17 protein-coding genes are annotated in these 20,539 nt (G+C 39.5%); 8 read left to right on the top strand and 9 right to left on the bottom strand.

The genetic code is table 11. From position 1 onward, the window contains the following. Both rsmA and HXT36_RS05115 read left to right on the top strand, forming a co-directional pair. The gene (rsmA, locus tag HXT36_RS05110) at positions 1 to 891 is read left to right on the top strand and encodes a 16S rRNA (adenine(1518)-N(6)/adenine(1519)-N(6))-dimethyltransferase RsmA (protein ID WP_016635490.1); all 891 of its coding nucleotides are present in this window, start codon (positions 1 to 3) and stop codon (positions 889 to 891) included. Positions 892 to 1,006: 115 nt separating this feature from the next. Further along, positions 1,007 to 1,630 (top strand): LytR C-terminal domain-containing protein, encoded by a 624-nt coding sequence (locus HXT36_RS05115; RefSeq protein WP_016635491.1) that lies wholly within the window; start codon positions 1,007 to 1,009, stop codon positions 1,628 to 1,630. Positions 1,631 to 1,678: 48 nt separating this feature from the next. Here HXT36_RS05115 and HXT36_RS05120 read toward each other — a convergent pair whose 3' ends face one another. Continuing rightward, positions 1,679 to 3,148, bottom strand: coding sequence for a CCA tRNA nucleotidyltransferase (locus HXT36_RS05120; protein ID WP_050567582.1), 1,470 nt, complete (start codon positions 3,146 to 3,148; stop codon positions 1,679 to 1,681). A gap of 42 nt (positions 3,149 to 3,190) precedes the next feature. On the opposite strand from HXT36_RS05120, the gene HXT36_RS05125 reads away from it, so the two are divergent. The 5 genes from HXT36_RS05125 (at position 3,191) to trxB (ending at position 11,832) form a co-directional block, all read left to right on the top strand. Beyond that, positions 3,191 to 3,955, top strand: coding sequence for an NUDIX hydrolase (locus tag HXT36_RS05125; protein WP_421778686.1), 765 nt, complete (start codon positions 3,191 to 3,193; stop codon positions 3,953 to 3,955). After that, the gene (locus tag HXT36_RS05130; protein WP_421778687.1) at positions 3,918 to 6,263 is read left to right on the top strand and encodes a DUF6049 family protein; all 2,346 of its coding nucleotides are present in this window, start codon (positions 3,918 to 3,920) and stop codon (positions 6,261 to 6,263) included. Before HXT36_RS05125 ends, HXT36_RS05130 begins: the two co-directional genes overlap by 38 nt. Further along, positions 6,260 to 8,059, top strand: coding sequence for a murein biosynthesis integral membrane protein MurJ (murJ, locus tag HXT36_RS05135; protein WP_421778688.1), 1,800 nt, complete (start codon positions 6,260 to 6,262; stop codon positions 8,057 to 8,059). Before HXT36_RS05130 ends, murJ begins: the two co-directional genes overlap by 4 nt. Positions 8,060 to 8,240: 181 nt before the next feature. Next, positions 8,241 to 10,841 (top strand): kinase, encoded by a 2,601-nt coding sequence (locus HXT36_RS05140; RefSeq protein WP_421778689.1) that lies wholly within the window; start codon positions 8,241 to 8,243, stop codon positions 10,839 to 10,841. Between the two features lie 37 nt (positions 10,842 to 10,878). Further along, a complete protein-coding gene (gene trxB / locus HXT36_RS05145; protein ID WP_421778690.1) occupies positions 10,879 to 11,832 on the top strand; it encodes a thioredoxin-disulfide reductase in 954 nt (317 codons plus the stop codon). A gap of 64 nt (positions 11,833 to 11,896) precedes the next feature. Here the strand turns inward: trxB and HXT36_RS05150 are convergent, their stop codons facing one another. From HXT36_RS05150 to rpmH, 8 genes are all read right to left on the bottom strand, one after another. Further along, positions 11,897 to 13,261, bottom strand: a complete 1,365-nt coding sequence (locus tag HXT36_RS05150) for a ParB/RepB/Spo0J family partition protein (RefSeq protein WP_421779244.1) — start codon at positions 13,259 to 13,261, stop codon at positions 11,897 to 11,899. Positions 13,262 to 13,263: 2 nt separating this feature from the next. Then, positions 13,264 to 14,211, bottom strand: a complete 948-nt coding sequence (locus HXT36_RS05155; protein ID WP_004131167.1) for a ParA family protein — start codon at positions 14,209 to 14,211, stop codon at positions 13,264 to 13,266. A 253-nt stretch (positions 14,212 to 14,464) separates the two neighbouring features. Next, the gene (rsmG, locus tag HXT36_RS05160; RefSeq protein ID WP_421778691.1) at positions 14,465 to 15,172 is read right to left on the bottom strand and encodes a 16S rRNA (guanine(527)-N(7))-methyltransferase RsmG; all 708 of its coding nucleotides are present in this window, start codon (positions 15,170 to 15,172) and stop codon (positions 14,465 to 14,467) included. Positions 15,173 to 15,267: 95 nt separating this feature from the next. Then, positions 15,268 to 15,846, bottom strand: a complete 579-nt coding sequence (locus HXT36_RS05165; RefSeq protein ID WP_016635500.1) for a protein jag — start codon at positions 15,844 to 15,846, stop codon at positions 15,268 to 15,270. A gap of 140 nt (positions 15,847 to 15,986) precedes the next feature. Continuing rightward, on the bottom strand, positions 15,987 to 16,997 hold the full coding sequence (gene yidC / locus HXT36_RS05170) for a membrane protein insertase YidC (RefSeq protein ID WP_421778692.1): 1,011 nt from the start codon (positions 16,995 to 16,997) through the stop codon (positions 15,987 to 15,989). Next, positions 16,997 to 17,317: a membrane protein insertion efficiency factor YidD gene (gene yidD, locus HXT36_RS05175; RefSeq protein WP_032812863.1), complete on the bottom strand. Its 321-nt coding sequence runs from the start codon at positions 17,315 to 17,317 to the stop codon at positions 16,997 to 16,999. The genes yidC and yidD overlap by 1 nt, the downstream gene beginning before the upstream one ends. A 38-nt stretch (positions 17,318 to 17,355) precedes the next feature. Then, positions 17,356 to 17,886, bottom strand: a complete 531-nt coding sequence (rnpA, locus tag HXT36_RS05180) for a ribonuclease P protein component (RefSeq protein WP_421778693.1) — start codon at positions 17,884 to 17,886, stop codon at positions 17,356 to 17,358. A 20-nt stretch (positions 17,887 to 17,906) separates the two neighbouring features. Beyond that, complete coding sequence (gene rpmH, locus HXT36_RS05185) at positions 17,907 to 18,041, bottom strand: 50S ribosomal protein L34 (RefSeq protein WP_004114029.1); 135 nt, start codon at positions 18,039 to 18,041, stop codon at positions 17,907 to 17,909. A gap of 428 nt (positions 18,042 to 18,469) precedes the next feature. Between rpmH and dnaA the strand changes: the two genes are divergently transcribed. Further along, the gene (dnaA, locus tag HXT36_RS05190) at positions 18,470 to 20,206 is read left to right on the top strand and encodes a chromosomal replication initiator protein DnaA (protein ID WP_421778694.1); all 1,737 of its coding nucleotides are present in this window, start codon (positions 18,470 to 18,472) and stop codon (positions 20,204 to 20,206) included. The last annotated feature ends 333 nt before the right edge of the window (positions 20,207 to 20,539 follow it).

Here is a 20,539-nt window from a genome sequence, read left to right on the forward strand (position 1 = left end):
TTGGATGGTATTAAATTGACGAAAGATAATATTGAAAATCAACAAGGCCGTCTTCTTGGAGCAGCTGATATTCGCGCAATCGCAGCGCAAGAGGGCATTACGCCTACAAAAAAGTTTGGTCAAAATTTTGTTATTGACCCTGGAACAGTTAAGAAAATCGTTGCTGCGTCAAAAATTAATTCAAACGATTTTGTTATGGAAGTAGGCCCTGGTCTTGGCTCTCTTACACTTGCGATTCTTCAAGCGGGCGCAAATCTTACTGCTGTAGAAATAGATCCTCCGCTTGCTAAACGTTTGCCGAGTACTGTTAAAGAATTTATGCCTAATGCTTTAGAACGGTTTAATGTGATTCTTAAAGACGCGTTAGAGGTAAACGCTCAAGATGTTCCCGATTTAGCAAAAGCGGCGCACTTTACGCTTGTTGCAAATCTTCCATACAACGTTGCAACACCGATTATTCTTACTCTTTTAGAAAAATTCGATAATCTTACAAGCTTTCTCGTAATGGTTCAAAAAGAAGTTGCAGATCGCTTATGCGCGCAGCCTGGCAATAAAACGTATGGAACTCCAAGCGTAAAGTTGGCTTGGTATGGTACTGCTCAAAAAGCTGGTTTGATTGGCAGAAACGTATTTTGGCCTGCTCCAAACGTTGACTCCGCGCTAGTGTACTTTAAGAGAAACGATAATCCAAAAGGCAGCGAGCAAGAAAAAGAAAAAGTGTTTAAGATTATTGATGCAGCATTCCAGCAGAGAAGAAAAACGCTAAACGCAGCACTAAAAGGCATTGTTCCTAAAGAAGCTTACGAACTTTCTAAGATTGATTCAACAAGACGAGGCGAAACTTTAACTTGCGACGAATTTTTAGCTCTCTGTAAAGCTTTTAACAGTTAAAATACGTTGCTAGCACACCGTCATGCATAGTAAGTAAAATAGCTAACACTTATGCATACGCATACGCGCGCACAACGCGCACAATACAAGCACACAGTACAGATCGGAAGTTAGCATGACGCAGTTTTACGACGAGCGACTAGCCCGAAGAGAGTTCATGTATCAAAGAAAACGATTTGTGCTATCGTCTGTTGCAATCGGAGTTGCAATTGCCTTTGTTTTAGCTCTTATTGTGCAATCGCATCTTTTTGGAATCGCTGCTCCTAGAACTCCAGAAGTAGACCCCAACTATGGCATTCAAGCGCCTTGTGCTATAAAAAACAAAGACGAAAATAAAGCGTCTTATATAGATAATCGCGCTGTTTCTATACGCGTTCTAAATGGAACAAAATTCCGCGGATTTGCGCGAGCAGTCGGGGAAGGCCTTAGAAATCGCGGTTTTAACTTAATCGAAGTTGGAAATAGCGAAACACGCGTTAAGCGCACAACAATCTATTTTGGAAAACAGTCGATTAACGAAGCTTATACACTAGTAGCCAATTTTAAGGACGCCATTTTGCGCATGGATGACCGTCAAGATAAGCTTATTGACGTTGTTTTAGGAGCCACTTTTAGCAATCTTCGTCCTAAAACCGACGTTCCTGCTGCTGGAGCTGCAATTAACGAGATTAGAGGCTGCGCAGCGTATAACACAATTAAGAATCTTCCAAAAGCTGCAAACCACAAGCCTATTCAGTAAGATTCTAGCTTACATAGACGCTTATATAGACGCTTTGCGCGATTCGCTTTATTCAGCTTGACTTTCGTACCATTTTTTAAGCTCATCAACAGCAACACTGTGCTCTACAGGACCATTATCTAGTCTGTATTCCAACATGTGCTTGTATGCTTTACCAACAATAGGACCAGGCTCCAAACCAAGAAGATTCATGATTTCATTGCCATCCAAGTCTGGACGAATTGCGTTAAAATCTTCCTGCTTTTTTAATTCGCGTACGCGATCTTCCATCTCGTCCATCGCATGCTCAAACATAAGCGACTTGCGCTTGTTTTGAGTAGTAGCATCTGCGCGCGTTAGGCGATTTAGACGCTCGTACAAATGGCCAGAATCCTTAACATACCTTCTAACTGCAGAATCCGTCCAAGGCTCGTCTACGTAGCCATGGAATCGCAAATGCAAATTCACAAGCTCGCTTACATCGTCAATAATATGATGGTCAAAATGCAAAGCTTTCATGCGCTTTCGAGTCATTTTAGCTCCAACAATATCGTGGTGATGGAAGCTAACTTTTCCGCCGTCTTCAAACTTTCTAGTGCGCGGCTTACCAATATCGTGCAAAAGAGCAGCAAGTCGCAAAGTTAAATCTGGGCCAGGAACCGCACCTTCGTCATCTGTTTCAAGCGCTATTGCGCGCTCAAGAACCATCATTGTGTGCTCAAAAACATCCTTATGCCTGTGATGCTCGTCGATTTCTAAGCGCAAAGCAGGAATTTCTGGCAAAACCCTATCTGCAATACCAGAATCAACCATTGCTTCAATTCCAGCGCGCGGATTTGCCGAAAGAAGCATCTTTGTTATTTCGTCGCGAACGCGCTCCGCAGAAACAATATCTAATCTAGAAACCATGCTCAAAATGGCCTCAGCCGTGCTTGCTTCAATAGTGAAACCAAGTTGAGCAACAAAGCGAACAGCACGCATCATTCTTAAAGGATCGTCGTCAAAAGATTGACGTGGATCTACTGGAGTTCGCAAAATACCTTTAGATAAGTCGCTTGCTCCGCCAAATGGATCCACAAATTCTAGACTTGGCACGCGCAAAGCCATTGCGTTTACAGTAAAATCGCGCCTAGAAAGATCACCTTCCAAAGTATCGCCATATTTTACTTCTGGCTTTCTAGAATCTGGATTATAAGCATCGCATCTGTAAGTTGTTATCTCTACTTTTACTTCGGTTCCGTCTTTTCTGCGCTTCAAAGCTCCAAGCGTGCCAAACTTTCGACCCATATCCCAAAAACCGTCATGACCCCAAGACCTAAGAAGTGGCTCAAATTCTTCTGGCTTAGCAGATGTGCAAAAGTCAAGATCGTGCGAAACTCTATGCAAAAGCATGTCTCGCACAGGGCCGCCAACAAGCGCCAACTCGTAATTGTGATCGGCAAATAATTTACCCAACTCTATGGCTTCTGGCCAAACTTCAAAGTTCACAGACACGCTTAAAAACACCCTTTCAGCAAAAATCAAACTACATTCCAGCATACCGTTACCCCAATGCACAGCGGATTGAGTAAGGTGGAGTGTATGGTTACTCCGAAAGACTTAAGACACATGCTCGCCAGAGCCTCGGATAATCATACCCAAAACACTCCAAGCATTAGAGTCACTCCTCTTGATGTTGCTAGAATGAAAAGCAAAATTCAGCCACAACAGGCCGAAGAAGAGGAGTCGATTTTTGTTGATATTTCGGGCTTTTCGGGCAGTTACACTGTTGAAAACATTCATGTTAATATAACGGAATCCAGGCAGCAAATATCTTCTATTAATGCTCCTTCTCCTGCATTAATGCCTCAAAGAAGAGTTAATGACGGCCCTAAAACTTTTGCTTCTCTAGACGCACAGGATTTGCCTATTGTTCGAGAATATTCCGCTGGAGGATTAGTTTTTGACTCTCTTGGGCGTGTCGCGATTATAGCACGGCATTCGCGAAGTGGACACATGGAATGGTGCTTGCCAAAAGGCCATATTGAAAAAGGCGAAACACCGCAACAAACAGCAGTTAGAGAGATTCGCGAAGAAACGGGTATTCTTGGCGAAGTTGTTGATTCAATTGCAACTATCGACTACTGGTTTACTGGAACAAGCCAGCGTGTGCATAAACTTGTTCACCACTTTGCGCTTAAGTATGTTAGCGGCGAATTATCTGTTCTTGGAGACCCAGATCACGAAGCAGAAGACGCGATTTGGGTTGATTTTAAGAACCTTAACGACATTTTAAGCTACCCAAACGAACGAAAAATAGCATGGATGTATGCTAAAAAGGCGAATAGGCGGCAAAACCGTGATTAACGTTACTAATGTGATTAATGTGATTGATTTTTCAAAAAACCAGTTGCGTAAGTCGCAAAAAAACGCGTTTTTAAGACTTTGCGTAACCACAGTTCTAATGGCACTCTTGCTTGCGACTTTCCCATTCTTCTTCGCACCAAAAGTCGCGTATGCTAATCAGTCTTCCCTAAGCTCCTACTCTTTGTATAACACAAAATCCAAAGGAATTTCGCTAAAAATCGTAAAGTCAACTTCGATTCTTACAGATAAAAGCGGATACCACATTAGTCTTCTGCTTAAAAACAACAGTTCTAAAGATTTTTCAGAAGGCAAAATTCAAGTCACTTTTAACCCTTGGTACACTTTTATGTCTAGAACCGACTTGCAAAAATGGAGCCAAGACGAGTCTAGGATTCCAACACCTCAACTAATAGGCGAAGTTAGTGTTCCAGCGCTTGCAAGCGGAAAATCCTATAGTGCGCAAATTGACGTTGATGCAAACAGTCAAAATCTTTCAAACATTATTTATTGGGGTCCAAAACCTGTTTCAATAACGTATTCTTCTTTAGATTTTAAGCATTATTATTCTGTTAAATCGTTTGTAACTCGAGCAAATATTGGCATTAAAAACGTTCAAACTCCGCCAATTAATGTGACTTTACTAATGCCAATAATCGCAAAATCTTCCGATTGGCGTTACAACATTAGCAAGCACAATATTTCTCCTTCTATTAACACGATTAGTGAATCGCAAGAAGATTTATCAAATCCTACAACAGGCTCTACAACAGGCTCTACAACTAACCAAAAAATCAGACTTAGTAAAAACAGTATTAAGCGCATTACTTCTTTGATAAATCTTGTTCAAAAGCATCCAAAGTTGCAAACAATAGCAGACCCAAACACTCTTAAATTTAGTGAACCAACATTTACACCTTCCGTGTTTATGCAAAATAACGGTTTTAACATAAGCAGGTATGCGGAATCTGAAAATCATGTTTCTTATAAACTAGCTGGAATTGACTCAGATTCTTGGAGTAAAAAATCATCTGTATTAGAAAATTCAACAACAAAGCCGCTAAATATTGATTCCTACGCTTTTCAAACAGGCGAAAAATGGACTCTACGCGCACTAGAACAGGCTGCCGCAAACGGATACAAAACAGTAGTGGCCACTAGCGGATTCGACCCTCTAGCAAACCGTTTTGCCGTAAAAAATGGTGTTTACGAGGTTCAAACATCTTCGGGAAGCGTAAAAGTGCTTTCTTGCCAAGAAACGCTTAACGAATTAATAAATGGACATTTTACGAGCGTTCAATCGGCAGCAGAAACTACTAGCGCAGGACTTCTAAACAGACTTGCAGCACAAAGCGCCTTCTACCAGATGGAACAGCCTTATATGCCTAGGCATTTGCTACTAACGTTTAGCCCAGATTCTTCTATACCTTTAATCGAATCAGTTGTAAGCATTCTAGAAAAATCGCCTTGGATTAGTCTTCTAGATATAAATTCTTTAACACACTCAAAAGCTATTACTAAAGAACACCTTGGATATAGCCCAGTTCCTAAGGCAAGTGCAATCGAAGGAAAATCATTAATCGCAAGCAAATCTAAGATTAGCCAACTAGCTTCCGATAGAATGCTAGTAAACCAATTTATAAACAGCATTCTTGATCAAAATGAGCTTAATAACCATAAAACATGCGAGTCAGATGCTCAGTCTCTTGCAAAACAAAACGCAAAGTTAAAAATTAATCAAAACAGCAAAATCTGGAGCGAAAATCTTATTAAACTTTTTGACGCAATGGCTCAAAGAGAGCTAGATAATACGTTAAATAGCGCCAGCCAATCAAACAGTAGCGCTAGCGAATCGCAGACACAAACCAAAAATGGCACTCACGATTTGGCTAAAATGCTCATTTCTGGAATCAATATTATTCCTCCAAAAGACGTTACTCTTGTAAGCGAAACAGCAACCATGCCGATTACAATCAGCAACACAAACCCATACCCGATTAGCGTATATTTAACTGCGTATACCAATTCTATGGAAATAGTAACTAGAAGAAAAACACCAGTTAAAATCGCAGCAAATAGCGAATCCCAGGTGATTTTGCCACTTAGATCTACAACATCTAGCAAAGTTAAAGCCACTTTTGCTCTAGAAGATAGAAACCACAACGTTTTTAGTAGCACTAAAGAGACGGCAATCACAAGCACGCTGCAAATCAGCGATAAAAGCGGTACGATTATTATAATATTTGCTTTTGCACTTGGAGCTTTTGGGCTTTTCAGGCAGTTTAATCGTAAAAAGGATCCAGACGAATGAATTCAGTAGGCCGCAACTCGATTATAATGGCAAGCGGCACGGCTGCTTCCAGAATAACTGGCCAGATTAGAACAATTTTGCTCGCCGCAGCTCTTGGCACAACTGGTTTAGCAGCAAATGCTTACCAGGCTGGGTCTATGATTCCTCAGCTTATTTATACGCTTGTTTCTGGCGGAATTTTCAACGCTGTTCTTGTTCCACAAATCGTTAAGACTCTAGAAAAACAAGATGCAAAAAATAGGCTAAATAAGCTAATAACATTTGCTATTATCCTTCTTTTAGGCGTAACCGCTTTAATGGCGATTGCCACACCTGTTTTAACATGGCTTTACGTTGGGTCTAACCCAGCAATGATTGCACTTACAAACGCTTTTACGCTATGGTGTATGCCTCAAATATTCTTCTACGGCCTTTATACAGTACTCGGCCAAGTTCTGGCTGCTAAAGGCAAGTTTGCAATGTACGCTTGGAGCTCTGTTGCTGCAAACATTGTTAGTTGCACGGGATTTGGCGTGTTTATTGCGATTTTTGGAAAGGCAAGTAGGCAGCCTGCACATTTTTGGAACAACACTACAATGCTTTTAACTGCAGGCTTTTGGACTTTAGGTGTTGCAGCTCAAGCACTTGTTTTGTTTATTCCTCTTAAAAAAATCGGATTAAAGTATAAGCCAAGTTTTGGCATTAGCGGCATTGGCTTGCGCTCTATGGGCCCCGTTGCAGCTTGGAGCTTTGCAATAGTGGCTGTTAGCCAGCTTTCTACAATGGCTACAACTCACATAACAACAAGCGCACCTTCTATAGCCGAAGAAACCTTGGGATTAAGCCAATTTGATGTTGCAGGAAACGCCACTTTTCAAAACGCATACACAATGTTTATTCTGCCTTATTCGCTTATAGCTGTATCGGTTGCAACCGCTGTTTTTCCAAAGATTTCCAAGTCGATTGCGCAACACGATTTATCTACAGTTCGCGCAGATTTAAGCTCTTGCATTAGAAGCGTTAGCATTTTAATGTGCTTCTTTAGCGTTGCTTTTATTGTTATTCCAATGCCTATCTCTTTGGCTCTGCTTCCTTCAATTAGCATAAAAGAGGCGTACTTAATGGCCGATCCTCTTATGATGCTTTCGATTGGCTTGCCACTATCTAGCGCCTATTTGATTATTCAACGCACATTCTACGCTTTTGAAGACGGAAAGCATCCATTTATGTTTTGCGCAGCGCAACTTTGCGTAGAACTTGTTATTGTGTTTTCTTGCATAAAGTTCCTTCCGCCAAACTACTGGGTTAGCGCTTTAGCAGCAGCTGCATCATTTAGCTACATTCTTACTTTCCCTGCTCTTGTTAAAATGATTAGGTCTCGTTTTAACAATAATTTAGACGATAAGCAGCTTATTATTACTCACATAAAGGTGATTGCGGCTTCTATTGTTTCTATTGTTGTTGGAATTTTGACTAGAGAATTTATTTACAAATGGATTTCTTTAGATTCACCAAACCTTCGTGGTGTTAATCGATGGTTGCTTGCGATTTTTGTTTGCGCAATTATAACTATTATTCTTGTAATCGTTTACGTATCTACTCTTTTGCTTTTAAGAACAAGCGAATTGGCGATCATTATTAATCCAATTCTTAAAAAAATCGGCGTAAAATGGTCGTTCTTGCTAAATCTTGAGCGCGCAAATGCTGTTAAAAGTAATGCCAAAAACAGCAGCGAAAGCAGTAGCTACAATGGCAACAAAAATAATTCGTCTCGTGTTGTTCGTTCAAAAATAGGCAAAAACAGTGCAGATGTGTAATAAATCGTCACAATACAAGTTGATAATCATAAATCAACACAGTGAGCAATAATTAAATCAAAATAATTAAACAACAATAATTGCAAAAATAAGGAGCGTTTACTAAATTCTTCAATTACAATAATTGATGGGATTTATTATTTACGCATATTCATTACTCATGTAGGAAGCCGGGGAGTAGATGAAACCTCAGTTGGGAGATATTATACTTAATCGCTACGCTCTAATATCACCTTTGCGAGAAGAAGCAGGCATTCAAGTATGGAAAGCTAGCGACCGCATACTTGCTAGAGATTGCCAGCTCTTTATTGTGCGCGACCGTAGATTCCTTCCCGAAGTAAACACAATATCTTCTACTCTTGCACTATCTAGAATCCGCAAATTTACGCCAGTTCTAAAAATTCACAACATAGATGATGTTGCAATTATTATAACTGAGTTGGATTCTGGAATAACTGTAGACGACTACATAAAATCACATAGCTCTACACTTAGCTACGAAGCTATACGCTCTATTGTTGCCGAAGCAGCAAACGCACTTAGTAAACTTCTTGCATCTGGAATAACTCATTATGCTATTTCAACAAACACAGTAAGAATCACAAATAATGGAGTAGAGCTAGCTTGCGCGCCAATAAGCCCTCTACTAAAAGACATTACTGTTGAATATTCAAAGCAAGATTCACAAGACAAACAAGATAAGCCGAGTACTAAAAATAAGCAAGACGCGCAGGATTCACAGAATTCGCAGGATTCGCAAAACAAAAGCGAAAATCAAAATAAAAGCGAAGAACAGTCTAAAAACTTGCCACAAAGTGTAGAAAACATTGCAACACATCAGCTTTCTGCGCTTTTATATGCTCTTCTTACGCGCACTGGATACACGCAAAATAACACAGTTTTTAACGTTTCTAGACTTGCAGACGGCGTTCCTGGCGAATTTGTTATGATTTGCAAAAGAGGCCTTTCTTCTGCTAAGGATTCAAGCATTATTCCAATGGCATCTATTGGGGAGCTTCTGGCACTTTTAGGCACATATACTCCTGTTAAAAAGCTTAGCGAAAAAGATATTATTCTTAACAACGATGCAAGCGAATCTTCTATTCAAAAAGCATTACTTTTACCTTGCAAAGACAATGATCTTATTGATTTTCCAGAAGGATTATCTAAGAACGAAGATTTGCTTGAAAACGAACTATCAAGTCAAGAATCTATTGGTATTTTAGATTCAAGTGATTTATCAATAAAAAACGAAGACGAAAAGCCTAACAAGTTTGGCAAAAACGCTAAAAATACTGGTCTTAAAAATGCAAGCAAAACCATTGGTGCTTTAAGTGCTTTGCTAAAAAGAAATGGTGATAATTCTGGGAAAAAACTTGATTCTTTGCCAGAGTCCGATTCAACTGGAACAGACTACGACTTCCACGATATTGCTGCAGCAGAAATGGCGAATATTTTAGCTCCAACTGAGCTAGACGCCGATGATTCAATTTTCCACAATTTGTCTTCAACATACACAAGCTTCCCTAGCTATTCAACCGATAAATCGCAAGCAAGCGAAGAGAATAAGGTTGGCGAAAATAAAAATAACGAGAATAGCAAGAATGCAAACATTGGCAATAATTCTACAAACGACTCGTACGCAAAAGAAAATGGCAATAAAAGCGCGTTAAACACTTTAGACTCGCTAACTTCTGGAAACGATTATTCACAAAAAGATGACTTATCTTCTCCACTAATGCCTAGAAGATTCGACTTTGAAGACCTTCTAAGCAGTAACACAAAGCACACGGAGTTGCTTTCTAAGCCGCAAATCTTGCCATTAGAAGCCGAATCAACAGGAAGAGTGCCTGTTGTAGACAGCAATGGGCGTTTTGTTGCTCCTGGCGAAGAATCCGCTAGAGCATTGCGAGAAGAGGAGCTAGAAAACGAGGAATATGGCGATTACAGCAGCCAAAATGCTGGATTATTGTCTCACTCATCCATGCCTCCTAGCTTCCAGCCTCACGAGCATCAAGACGACTTAAAAGCAAAGAAATCTTCAAATCAAAACAATGTAGATATTGCGGATGCTAAGATTTTTGGAGGACTTTCTACAAAAGTCTTAGCTATTGGCGTTGTTGCATTGCTGGTAGTTGTTGTTTTTGCAATATCTTTGCATAGTCTTTTTAACTCTCACGAAGCGCCATCAAACTTTGCAAAATCTAATTCTTGGGATTCGCAAAGTGTTGAAAATGTGCCTTTTGGAAGTCAAGGCGTTCTTTCGGAAGATAAAAGCGATTCATCTAAAGAAAAGCAACCAAATAAGAACAATACGAGTAAGGCTGGCGAAAAGAAGGCTGGCGAAAAGAATAAGAGCAATAAGGATAATAATAGCCTTAAAAACAAGCATAAGAAACAAAATAAACGCAAGAAAGTAAAGCAAGTACCAAAGCCTAAAATGCCTACTAACAACACGCCTTACCCTATAGATATTCAGCAATTCTTGGAAGATACGGGCAATCAGCGCGGCTACGGCTACTACATGCACTTAACTCAGCCTCAAGAAGCATACAGGTTTGTTGTTTCGATTCGCTCTTCGGGCGGGCATGGGTATTTGATTGCAAATTCCAAGAACGATCCTAGCGCTGGAGAAAAAGTTGCAGACTTTACTTTTGACGCTAGCGGAGTAACAGACGTAAAGTTCAAAAAGCCTATAACTGCGCAAGACTTTATCTTGTGGGTTCCACAAGGGTCTATACCAATGAATGGGCTATATATAAACTACGTTAGAATTTACTAAAAAATATTAAAACTATTAGGAATATTAGGAATATTTTATGAAAACTGTACAAAAAAACGTAATTATTATTGGCTCTGGTCCTGCTGGATACACTTCTGCTTTGTATTTAGCGCGCGCTGGATACAGCCCTCTAGTTATTGCTGGAGCACTAACACCTGGCGGGCAGCTTATGAACACTACCGAAGTGGAAAATTATCCAGGATTTGCAGAAGGCATTTTAGGCCCAGACTTAATGGAAGCAATGCAAAAACAGGCAGAAAAATTCGGAGCACAAATCTTGCTTAACGATGTTGTTTCCGTAGATTTTAATGGCGATTTAAAAGCGGTTACAACCGACGATGGTGTAACTTATACATCTAAGGCTGTAATCGTTTCTACGGGCTCACAAGTGCGCAAATTAGGCGTTCCAGGAGAGCAGGAGTACTCGGGCCGCGGTGTTTCTTATTGTGCAACTTGTGACGGATTCTTCTTTAGGGAAAAGCCTATTGTTGTTGTAGGCGGTGGTGATTCTGCTTTCGAAGAAGCGCTTTTCTTAACTCGTTTTGGCTCTTGCGTAACGCTTATTCATAGGCGCGATTCATTCCGCGCGTCTAAGATTATGGTTGACCGCGCGCGCAAAAACAGCAAAATCAATTTTGTTTTAGATTCTGTTGTTTGCTCTGTAAACGGCGTGGATGGAGATGCACAATCTGTAACTGTTAAGAATGTTAAAACTGGCGAGACTCAAAATATTGAGGCAAGCGGAATTTTTGTTGCTATTGGCCACTCCCCATCTACAAGTTTCTTAAATGGTGCTTTAGAGCTTAATGAAGATGGAACTATTGCTGTGCAAGGAGCATCTACTAAAACTTCAGTTCCTGGCGTTTTTGCTGCTGGCGATGTTGTAGATAGCGTGTATAGGCAAGCAATATCTGCTGCTGGCATGGGCTGCCGCGCGGCTCTTGATGCACAAGCCTATTTGAATGATTTAACTAATTTGAACGAAGAATAATTTTTGTTCCACGTGAAACAATAACCCCCAATAGTTGTATTAGCAGCTTATTGGGGGTTTATTATTAATCTTTTTTATCTACTAAAATATTGACTATTCGATGCAGTTCTTCTGGAGAAGAAAATACTATTTCGATTCTTCCGTGATTTTCGCTTCCTTTAATGGCAACTTTTGTGGAGAATCGATCTTCAAGCTGCTTTCTAATTGGAGAAGACACCCACTTGTTGTTTCGTTTAACTCTAGTTCTTCTAGAAGAATCGTCTCCATTGTCTACTTTAATCGAAACAATTTCTTCCGTACTGCGAACCGATAAGCCTTCTGCAATAATACGTTTTGCGAGATTTTCCATTTCTTCTGTAGAAGCTAATGCAAGAAGAGCGCGGGCGTGACCTGCAGAAAGCACTCCCGACGCAATATGTTTTTGCACGCTGGCTGGCAAATTCAAAAGTCGCAAGGTGTTTGCGATTTGAGGACGGGACTTAGAAACGGATTTAGAAAGCTGAATTTGCGTAAGTCCAAAATCATCAATCATTTGAGCGTAAGCTGCAGCTTCTTCTAACGGATTTAATGCAACTCTGTGCAAATTCTCCAAAAGGGCATCCCTAAGCATGTTTTCATCCGAAGTGGTTCTAACAATCGCTGGAATCTTTTTAAGACCAGCTAGCTGTGTTGCTCTCCACCTTCGCTCGCCCATTATTAACTCATAATGAGCATTGTGTAAATCATCTTTACTTACATCCTTGATTTTTCGCACAACAATTGGCTGCAAAACTCCAACCTCTTTGATTGAAGCAGATAATTCTTGAAGCTCTTCTTCGTCAAAAATCGTACGCGGCTGATGAGCGTTTGGAACAATATCGCTCGGCTCTAAATACTCTAAATAGCCACCTTCAATGGGCTTTAGCTCTTGCGCTTGGCTTGTTTGTTTATCTTGCGATATTTTTTCTGCAACTTTATTTTTATCATTATCTTCGTTCTTTTGCTTTGAAGAAACAAATGACTTAGAAGCAGAATCACCAAAGAAAAAGTCAATTGGCCTTGTAACGTCATCAATTGACGGCATAGAAGTTCGCTTTGCTGAATGCTTATTTTTACTAGCGGTTGACGACACTGTTTCACGTGAAACAGAAATATTTTCCCCCAATTTTTGGCTTAAATGCGGGGAAATTGAGTCATCAACGCTAGGAACTTTGGCGGTCTTTTTGACAAACACTTTGGTTTCACGTGAAACATTTTTTTGCGTATTTTTATCTACGATTTTACTGTCTGTTTCACGTGAAACAGTGCTCGAAGTGTCATTACTCTCTAATGTTTCATGTGAAACATCTTCAATCTTTTTGTTAGCAAACTCATCTAAACTATCTTCTCCAGGAAGTGCAGGGAATAATGCACCCAATCCTTTACCCAAACGCGATTTACTTGCACTCATCACTAATTACCCTCTCTTTTTGAATCAATAACAGACAAAATTACATCAGACTTATTAGCTATCTCAAATGCAGCTTCTCTATAAGAAACAGCACCTGTTCCATGCGGATCGTAGGTTATAACACTTTGATTAAAACTTGGCGCTTCTGGAATCTTAACAGTTCGCGGAATAGTGGTATTAAGAACAATATTTGGATAATGATTTTTAACTTCTTGAAAAACTTCCCTACCAAGAAGAGTTCGCTTATCAAACATTGTTACAAGCATTGTAGAAACAACAAGCGCAGGATTATAGTGCTTTTGAACCAAACCAATTGTTCTAATCAACTGACCTAAGCCTTCAAGAGCATAGTATTCCGCTTGAATCGGAATTAGCATCTCGTGCACAGCACACATTGCATTAATTACTAAAAGACCAAGAGAAGGTGGGCAATCAATAAAAACGTAATCGTAATGTTCGCTGCTAGAGCTTAAAAACTCATCAATTGCGTTCTTAAGAAGATTATTCCTATCTTCCATTTGAGCAACTTCTAATTCAGCACCACTTAACTCAATCGAAGCTGGAACAACATCTAGCCCTGCAATATCTGGGCACTCTTGTTTAACATCAGCAATAGTCTTTCTTCCTTCAATAACATCATAAATAGAAGGATCTGCGGAAGAATGTGGTATATTCATTGCCGTAGAAGCATTACCTTGCGGATCCATATCAATTAATAAAACTTTTGACCCACCAACAGCCATTGCTGCCGACAAATTCACAGCGGAACTGGTTTTTCCAACTCCGCCTTTTTGATTCGCAACCGCAATAAAACGTGTAGTCTTCGGCTTAGGGAATACAACGCCATCAATGGCGTGAAAGCGACTGGTTATATCTGCCAACTCACTGCCCAAGGAAGATCCAGAATCCCCAAAAATACGTTTAATTGTATCTTCTGCTGATTCCACCATTCACACCACCCCGCCCACCTATGGGAAATTACCAAACTAACCGACTTAACCGTAGTATTTTCAAGTTTCCTTTCTTCTATGGACATAAAACACCATAAAAATTGCAGAAAATACTACAAAAATATTATAAAAACACACAGTTTCACGTGAAACATATAACATCTTTATTCAGTTTCACGTGAAACATTCAATGAAAATTAACGCAACAAAATAAATGCGCATAAAAGTACAGAACTAAATCACAAAACTTAAATCAGCCTTTATCAATTATTACAACACTTGTTGATTGAAGGCCTTTAGCAACAGGGGCATCAACTACTCTAGGATTTAACCCCTTTACTTTTTTAATCATCTTTTCAGCCTTATCAATCTCCGCTTGTGCAGACTTTCCTTTTAACGCGATTAGTTGGCCATTCTTGCCCAATAGTGGAATGGTCCATCCAGCCAATTTTGTCATAGGTGCAACAGCTCTACATGTAACTACGTCAAAGGCTGGAATTTCGTGAGACTTAACTTTAGCAATAACTTCGTCTGATCTTCCATGAAAAACTGTAACATTTTTTAGGTCCATAACCTCTACGCATTCTTTTAACCAAAGAACTCGTCTTTCCATTGGTTCAATTAATGTTACTTTGCAATCTGGCAAACAAGCAGCAACAACAATTCCTGGAAAACCTCCGCCGCTTCCAACATCTGCGATGGATTTTTTATTTGACTTTTCAACTGCTTTTTTAACAAATGGAACAACTGCAGCAGAATTTAGAATATGCCTTTCCCAAAGAATATTCATATCTCTAGGACCAACAAGGCCGCGAACTAATCCCTCTTCCTTAAGTTTCACGTGAAACATCTTACATTTATCAAGAGCATTGCCTAAGACTTCACTCAACAAAGGGGAGTTATCTAATTCATCTACATTGTTTTTATCTACATTGTTTTGTAAATTGTCAGCCTGTTCCATATCTAAAATCTTTTCCGCAAATCAGCCCCTCAAACAAAAAGTAACACAATAAAACATTTTTGTTCCATTGTGTTACTTTTTATTTAAGCTAATTGCTACTCTGTATATTCTTCGTCCAACTCTACGTCTACATCATCCATGTCTACATCCACATCTTCATCTAAATCATCGTCTTCAATGGCACTTGCAGGCATATAAACAGTAACGTAGCGGTGTGGTTCTTCTCCATGAGACCTAGACCTTAAGCCTTCTTCTCTAACTGTATCGTGAATAACTTTACGCTCAAACGAATTCATTGGCTTCAAATCAACAGAATCACCAGTTTCGCGAACTTCATCAACAGCATCCAACGCAATATCTCGCAAATGTTGACGCTTACGCTTAAGGAACCCATCAACGTCTACAATTAAGTGCGATCTTTCACCAGTTTTTTGCTGAACAGCTAGACGGCTCAATTGTTGCAAAGCATCAACAACCTCTCCATCTCTACCAATTAAATGCTTAATATCGGAATCATCATCCGCAACAATTTGAATCATTGGCCTATTGTTGCGAACGCCCATTTCAATATCGCCTTCGTAGTCGGCAATATCTAAAAGTCCTTCTAAGTAATCGGCAGCTATATCAGCTTCCTCATTGAGCTGGTCAATGCTCCTGGTCTCGTCTTGTGCCATTTACATACTCCTTAATTTCAATAAATGTCAAGAATCACAATTCTGTGTACAGTTTAACTGAAGATAAATCCAAATTTATAAATTATTTTAATAATTTTAATAAATCTAATAAATAAATTCACATTTACCTTGTTTTTACATTATTTACTTGTTTTTCTCTTGCGATTAGGCTGCTTACGTTGGAATCCTTCTGATTCTCTGCGCTTAGCCTCTTCTCGAGCCTGTTGAAGCTTTTCTTCTTCAATAGAAGGCAAACCTTCGCGCTCTCTGCGCTCGGATTCTTTTTTGTAATCGCGCTCTTCTTTTTCCTCGGCTGCAGGAGATCCTGGAGTTGGGAAGGCGTACACCTGCCAAATAGAGCGAAGCATATTCATAATGTTGTTTACAAGCCAATAAACAAGCATTGCAAATGGAAGAGCAAATGCAGAGAAAACATAGATTAATGGGAATCCCCACATCATAAGTTTTTGCATCGTATACTGTGGACCCTGCTTCGATTCTGGCGGAAGATTCTTACGAATATTGTTAAATTGCATGTACCACATTGCAGCACACATCAATATAACAAAGATTACAATAACAACTTTTCCGCCCGCTTGAACCGTCATAAACGTGTCGGAAACACCAACGCCAAACACATGAGTTTTAACAAATTGCTGCGCTGTAGCAACATCAAAAGCACCAAGAGCAGTATGCTTGCCTCTAGCAATAAATGGAATAACAGAAAGCGTATACCAAATACTCATAAATGCTGGGCCTTGAATCATCATTGGCAAGCAGCTTCCAGCAGGATTTGCGTTATTCTCCTGATACAGCTTCATCATTTCTCGCTGCATGGCTTCTTTGCTAGCAGAATCGTTTTTACCCTTATACTTTTGCTGAATTTTCTTCATTTTAGGAGCAATCGCTTGCATGTTGCGCATACCTTTAATGCTTTTTATAAAGGCAGGGAATATGCACGCGTGCACAACAAGCACAAGAAAGACGATTGAAAGAACCCAGGAGAATCCAATTTCATTCATTCCAATAAGAACAAATAGCTTGTGGAAAAGCGCCATTACTTGAGTCATAAGCCACTCAACTGGCGTAAGGATTTTATAGAACCATCCCCAAGGTCCGTTATCAAGTAAAAAGTGGTCTTGATTAAACATTAGTTTTCCTTGTCTTGATCAGCCAAGGGAGTTAACCGTGGCTCTTCATGCGCTTTGGACCAAGCGCAACGATAAAAAATTGAATATTTGCGTGGTACATCGTCAATACTGCAACTAGTCCATGGTCTACAGCGCAATAGCCGTAAAACGGCCAGAACGCCACCCTTAAACGCCCCATAGCGGCTAACGGCTTCTATAGCGTATCTTGAGCAAGTTGGGTAGTATCGGCAGCAAGCTGGTCTATTAGCAGAAATCGCGCGTTGATACCAGCGAATTGCTTTTATAATCAAATTCGCTACAACACTTTTTCTGCTGCTCATAGCTATCACTATTCCTTAAACCAACTTATTAAATCAACTTATTGTTGTTTTTTGCTGATTAATAGCGGTTCTGCTGCTTGATTTAATTTGTGATCTACTTCTGCGGATTCCTGATTTTTATCTTGATTTCTGGCTATTTTTCCAAAAATCTTTTTAATCTGCTCATTTAATGATTCAAACGATGCACTAGCAGCAGTAGATTTAGCTCTTAGAACTACGTCACAACCATTTGGAAGTAACGATTGATGCTGTTTTGCTATTACTCTAAAGCGTCTTTTTACTTTATTTCTAACAACAGCTTTTCCTACGCTTTTAGATACAGCAAGCCCTAGCCTTAAGTCAGCTTCATTTTGTTGAGTCTGATTTAAGGTATCACAAAATGCCGCGGGTGTATTACCATCACAACCCGTGGCAATCTGATTCAGACTTGTTTTTTCGCCTTCGTTAAGCGCGTTTAACACGGCTATATCGCCACGCATGCTGTAATGCGCGACGATATCCCGTGAACACACCTTGCGTCGTTTTTTGAGCACCGCAACAAAATCGCGATGGCTTTTCAGCCTATCCATGCTTTACGACGCGCTCCATATCAGGCAGATAGTGTCTTACGACCCTTAGCACGACGACGGTTAATCACTGCGCGGCCAGCACGAGTACGCATGCGAACGCGGAAGCCGTGCTTCATGTGACGACGACGGTTGTTAGGCTGGAATGTCCTCTTCATAACTAACGCTCCTGTATTTAGCCATGCAAAAGCACGGCTCCGTATGAGTCAAGCTATACTAAATTACTATTACCCCTCACCAAGAGTCAAAAAATCTTTTTATAAACGTGTTTACAATTGCGCTTGAGTAAGTCAAATTTTTTAATACCGTAAAATTTTCTGTACCATTTTTACCAAATCAAACTACTTATAAAAGCCTTGAAAAATGTGGATTAGCAGCTTTTATTTTATCCACAAATTACACACATGTTATTCACAATTAAGCATTTTCAACACGCGAGACTGTGGATAACTTCTTAGGGTTGGAGTAAACATATTCTACTAGCACTCTTTACGCGCGCGAATAGATATGCATTCTGTTGTGCATTTCTGTTGGTTAAGTGTAAAGAATCAAATAAAATGTTTCTGCCAGTTTTAGGGGGTGTAGCATGACGGATTCTTTTAGTGATCCAAATGCGCAAGCCACTATTGTGTGGTCAAATACCCTTGCAGTATTGCGTCATAACGCTCTATTAAGCAACCGCGATAAAAGCTGGTTTGAAAGTGTAAAACCTGAATCTATTTTTGGAACTACCATTGTTCTTTGTGTCTCCAATATAGAAACACAGCAAGCTTTGCAAAATGAGCTTAGTTCAGCGTTGCTTACGTCATTAAAAATTTGTACTGGAAAAGATATGTTTCCAGCTTTTAAGATTGTTCCTCAATCAGAAAACAACAATACTGCCACTAATAGCACAGACACTAACATCAATGCCGCTAATAGCTCTTCCGATTTAAGCAATCTTAATCAGAATGTAAACGAGAATTCCCGAGTATTTTCAACATCTTTAGAAGAAAATACAAACGTTAATTCAGACTTATCTTCTTCTAAAAGCAACTATTTAGAAAACATAAAATCAGATTTTGGTGCACAAACCGTTGAAAACACTAGCATTCCTGTAAACACTAATAGTGTTGAAAATGTTGATTCAGCTAGCAACGCTCCTATTCAAAACGATTTTGACTACATAACTGGCTTAAATACCATGCAAAATACTGGTTTAGTTAATTCTGGTATTAATTCTGGTATTAATAGTTCACAAGCAAAAATTCCTTCTTCAATAAAAAGGGATCCTGTTACTCACTTAAATACTTGCGCAACTTTTGACACTTTTGTTCCTGGAGATTCTAATCGTTTTGCGCGCACGGTTGCTTTAGCTGTTGCAGAAGGTTCTGGAAAAGACTTTAATCCTTTATGTATTTACGGCGGATCTGGCTTAGGTAAAACACATTTGCTTAATGCTATTGGCAATTATGCTCTTGTTAAGGATTCTTCACTTAAGGTTCGTTATATTACAAGTGAGGAATTTACTAACGAATTTATTGAGGCTTTGCAAAATACAAGTCAAAACCAGGGTCAAATCGCTAATTTTAATAGGCGATTCCGCGAGGTTGATGTTCTTTTAATCGACGACATTCAGTTTTTGGGAGGAAAAGAAGCAACTCTGGAACAATTCTTCCATACTTTTAATGCTCTTTATCAAGCAAGTAAAAGAATTGTTATTGCTTCCGATGTTGCTCCTAAAAATCTTAGAGGATTTGAATCAAGACTTATTTCTAGATTTGAATCTGGATTAACTGTTGATATTAAGCCGCCTGATTTAGAAACTCGAATAGCCATTCTAAGAATGATGGCATTAATGAATAATTCTAACGTTCCTAGCGATGTTCTAGATCTTATTGCGGAACGTTTTACAGAGAATATTCGTGAGCTTGAAGGTGCTTTAACTAGAGTTACAGCCGTTGCATCATTAAGTAATCAACCCGTAAGCAAAGCCTTGGCAGAACAAGCTTTACAAGACTTCTTTGCTTCCGATATTGAAATTCGCCCAACAGATATTATTGGTCAAGTCGCTAAGTACTTCCACATGACTTTTGACGAGATTGTTGGCAGATCTAGAACTAAGAATGTTGCTTTGGCGCGTCAAATTGCAATGTATTTAGCTAGAGAAATGACAAGCATGAGTCTTGTTGATATTGGCGAAGTCTTTGGCGGGCGCGATCACACGACTGTTATGCATGCATATACTCGAATTAGCGGAGAGATGCAAGAAAAGCAGGAAATCTATAACTATGTTATGGAATTAACTGTTAGATTAAAACAAAATCCTGCAAACAAAAAGTAGTTTTACACAAATCTGTGCAACTCTGTTAATTAAAATAAAAAAAGTTATCCACATAGTTAGTCACAAATGTGGTTAAACCCTGCGAATAAGCGGTGGAAAACGCCGTTGAAAAAGTGAATAAACTGTTTATAAAGCAGCTCGAAATGTGGATGAACGAAAAAATAGCTTCGATTGTGGATAACTCGGCTCTTTCTGCACACAATTACCCATAGGTTATCCACATTTTTCTTATGTGGATAACGGCTTTAACAAAGCCTTTCTAGACACATGTCAACATTTCCACATTGCTTATTACTACTATTACTTTATTTTTTGAATAATAATATTTTTTAT

The organism is Gardnerella sp. DNF01144 (genome assembly GCF_049244245.1).
Classification (GTDB): Bacteria; Actinomycetota; Actinomycetes; order Actinomycetales; family Bifidobacteriaceae; genus Bifidobacterium; species Bifidobacterium piotii.

What these genes read in the sequence shown, in the direction of transcription:
- HXT36_RS05115 (WP_016635491.1), top strand. Translation starts at nt 1,007, where the DNA reads ATGACGCAGTTTTACGACGAGCGACTAGCCCGAAGAGAGTTCATGTAT.
- HXT36_RS05120 (WP_050567582.1), bottom strand. Translation starts at nt 3,148, where the DNA reads ATGCTGGAATGTAGTTTGATTTTTGCTGAAAGGGTGTTTTTAAGCGTG.
- HXT36_RS05125 (WP_421778686.1), top strand. Translation starts at nt 3,191, where the DNA reads ATGGTTACTCCGAAAGACTTAAGACACATGCTCGCCAGAGCCTCGGAT.
- HXT36_RS05130 (WP_421778687.1), top strand. Translation starts at nt 3,918, where the DNA reads ATGCTAAAAAGGCGAATAGGCGGCAAAACCGTGATTAACGTTACTAAT.
- murJ (WP_421778688.1), top strand. Translation starts at nt 6,260, where the DNA reads ATGAATTCAGTAGGCCGCAACTCGATTATAATGGCAAGCGGCACGGCT.
- HXT36_RS05140 (WP_421778689.1), top strand. Translation starts at nt 8,241, where the DNA reads ATGAAACCTCAGTTGGGAGATATTATACTTAATCGCTACGCTCTAATA.
- trxB (WP_421778690.1), top strand. Translation starts at nt 10,879, where the DNA reads ATGAAAACTGTACAAAAAAACGTAATTATTATTGGCTCTGGTCCTGCT.
- HXT36_RS05150 (WP_421779244.1), bottom strand. Translation starts at nt 13,261, where the DNA reads ATGAGTGCAAGTAAATCGCGTTTGGGTAAAGGATTGGGTGCATTATTC.
- HXT36_RS05155 (WP_004131167.1), bottom strand. Translation starts at nt 14,211, where the DNA reads ATGGTGGAATCAGCAGAAGATACAATTAAACGTATTTTTGGGGATTCT.
- rsmG (WP_421778691.1), bottom strand. Translation starts at nt 15,172, where the DNA reads ATGGAACAGGCTGACAATTTACAAAACAATGTAGATAAAAACAATGTA.
- HXT36_RS05165 (WP_016635500.1), bottom strand. Translation starts at nt 15,846, where the DNA reads ATGGCACAAGACGAGACCAGGAGCATTGACCAGCTCAATGAGGAAGCT.
- yidC (WP_421778692.1), bottom strand. Translation starts at nt 16,997, where the DNA reads ATGTTTAATCAAGACCACTTTTTACTTGATAACGGACCTTGGGGATGG.
- yidD (WP_032812863.1), bottom strand. Translation starts at nt 17,317, where the DNA reads ATGAGCAGCAGAAAAAGTGTTGTAGCGAATTTGATTATAAAAGCAATT.
- rnpA (WP_421778693.1), bottom strand. Translation starts at nt 17,886, where the DNA reads ATGGATAGGCTGAAAAGCCATCGCGATTTTGTTGCGGTGCTCAAAAAA.
- rpmH (WP_004114029.1), bottom strand. Translation starts at nt 18,041, where the DNA reads ATGAAGAGGACATTCCAGCCTAACAACCGTCGTCGTCACATGAAGCAC.
- dnaA (WP_421778694.1), top strand. Translation starts at nt 18,470, where the DNA reads ATGACGGATTCTTTTAGTGATCCAAATGCGCAAGCCACTATTGTGTGG.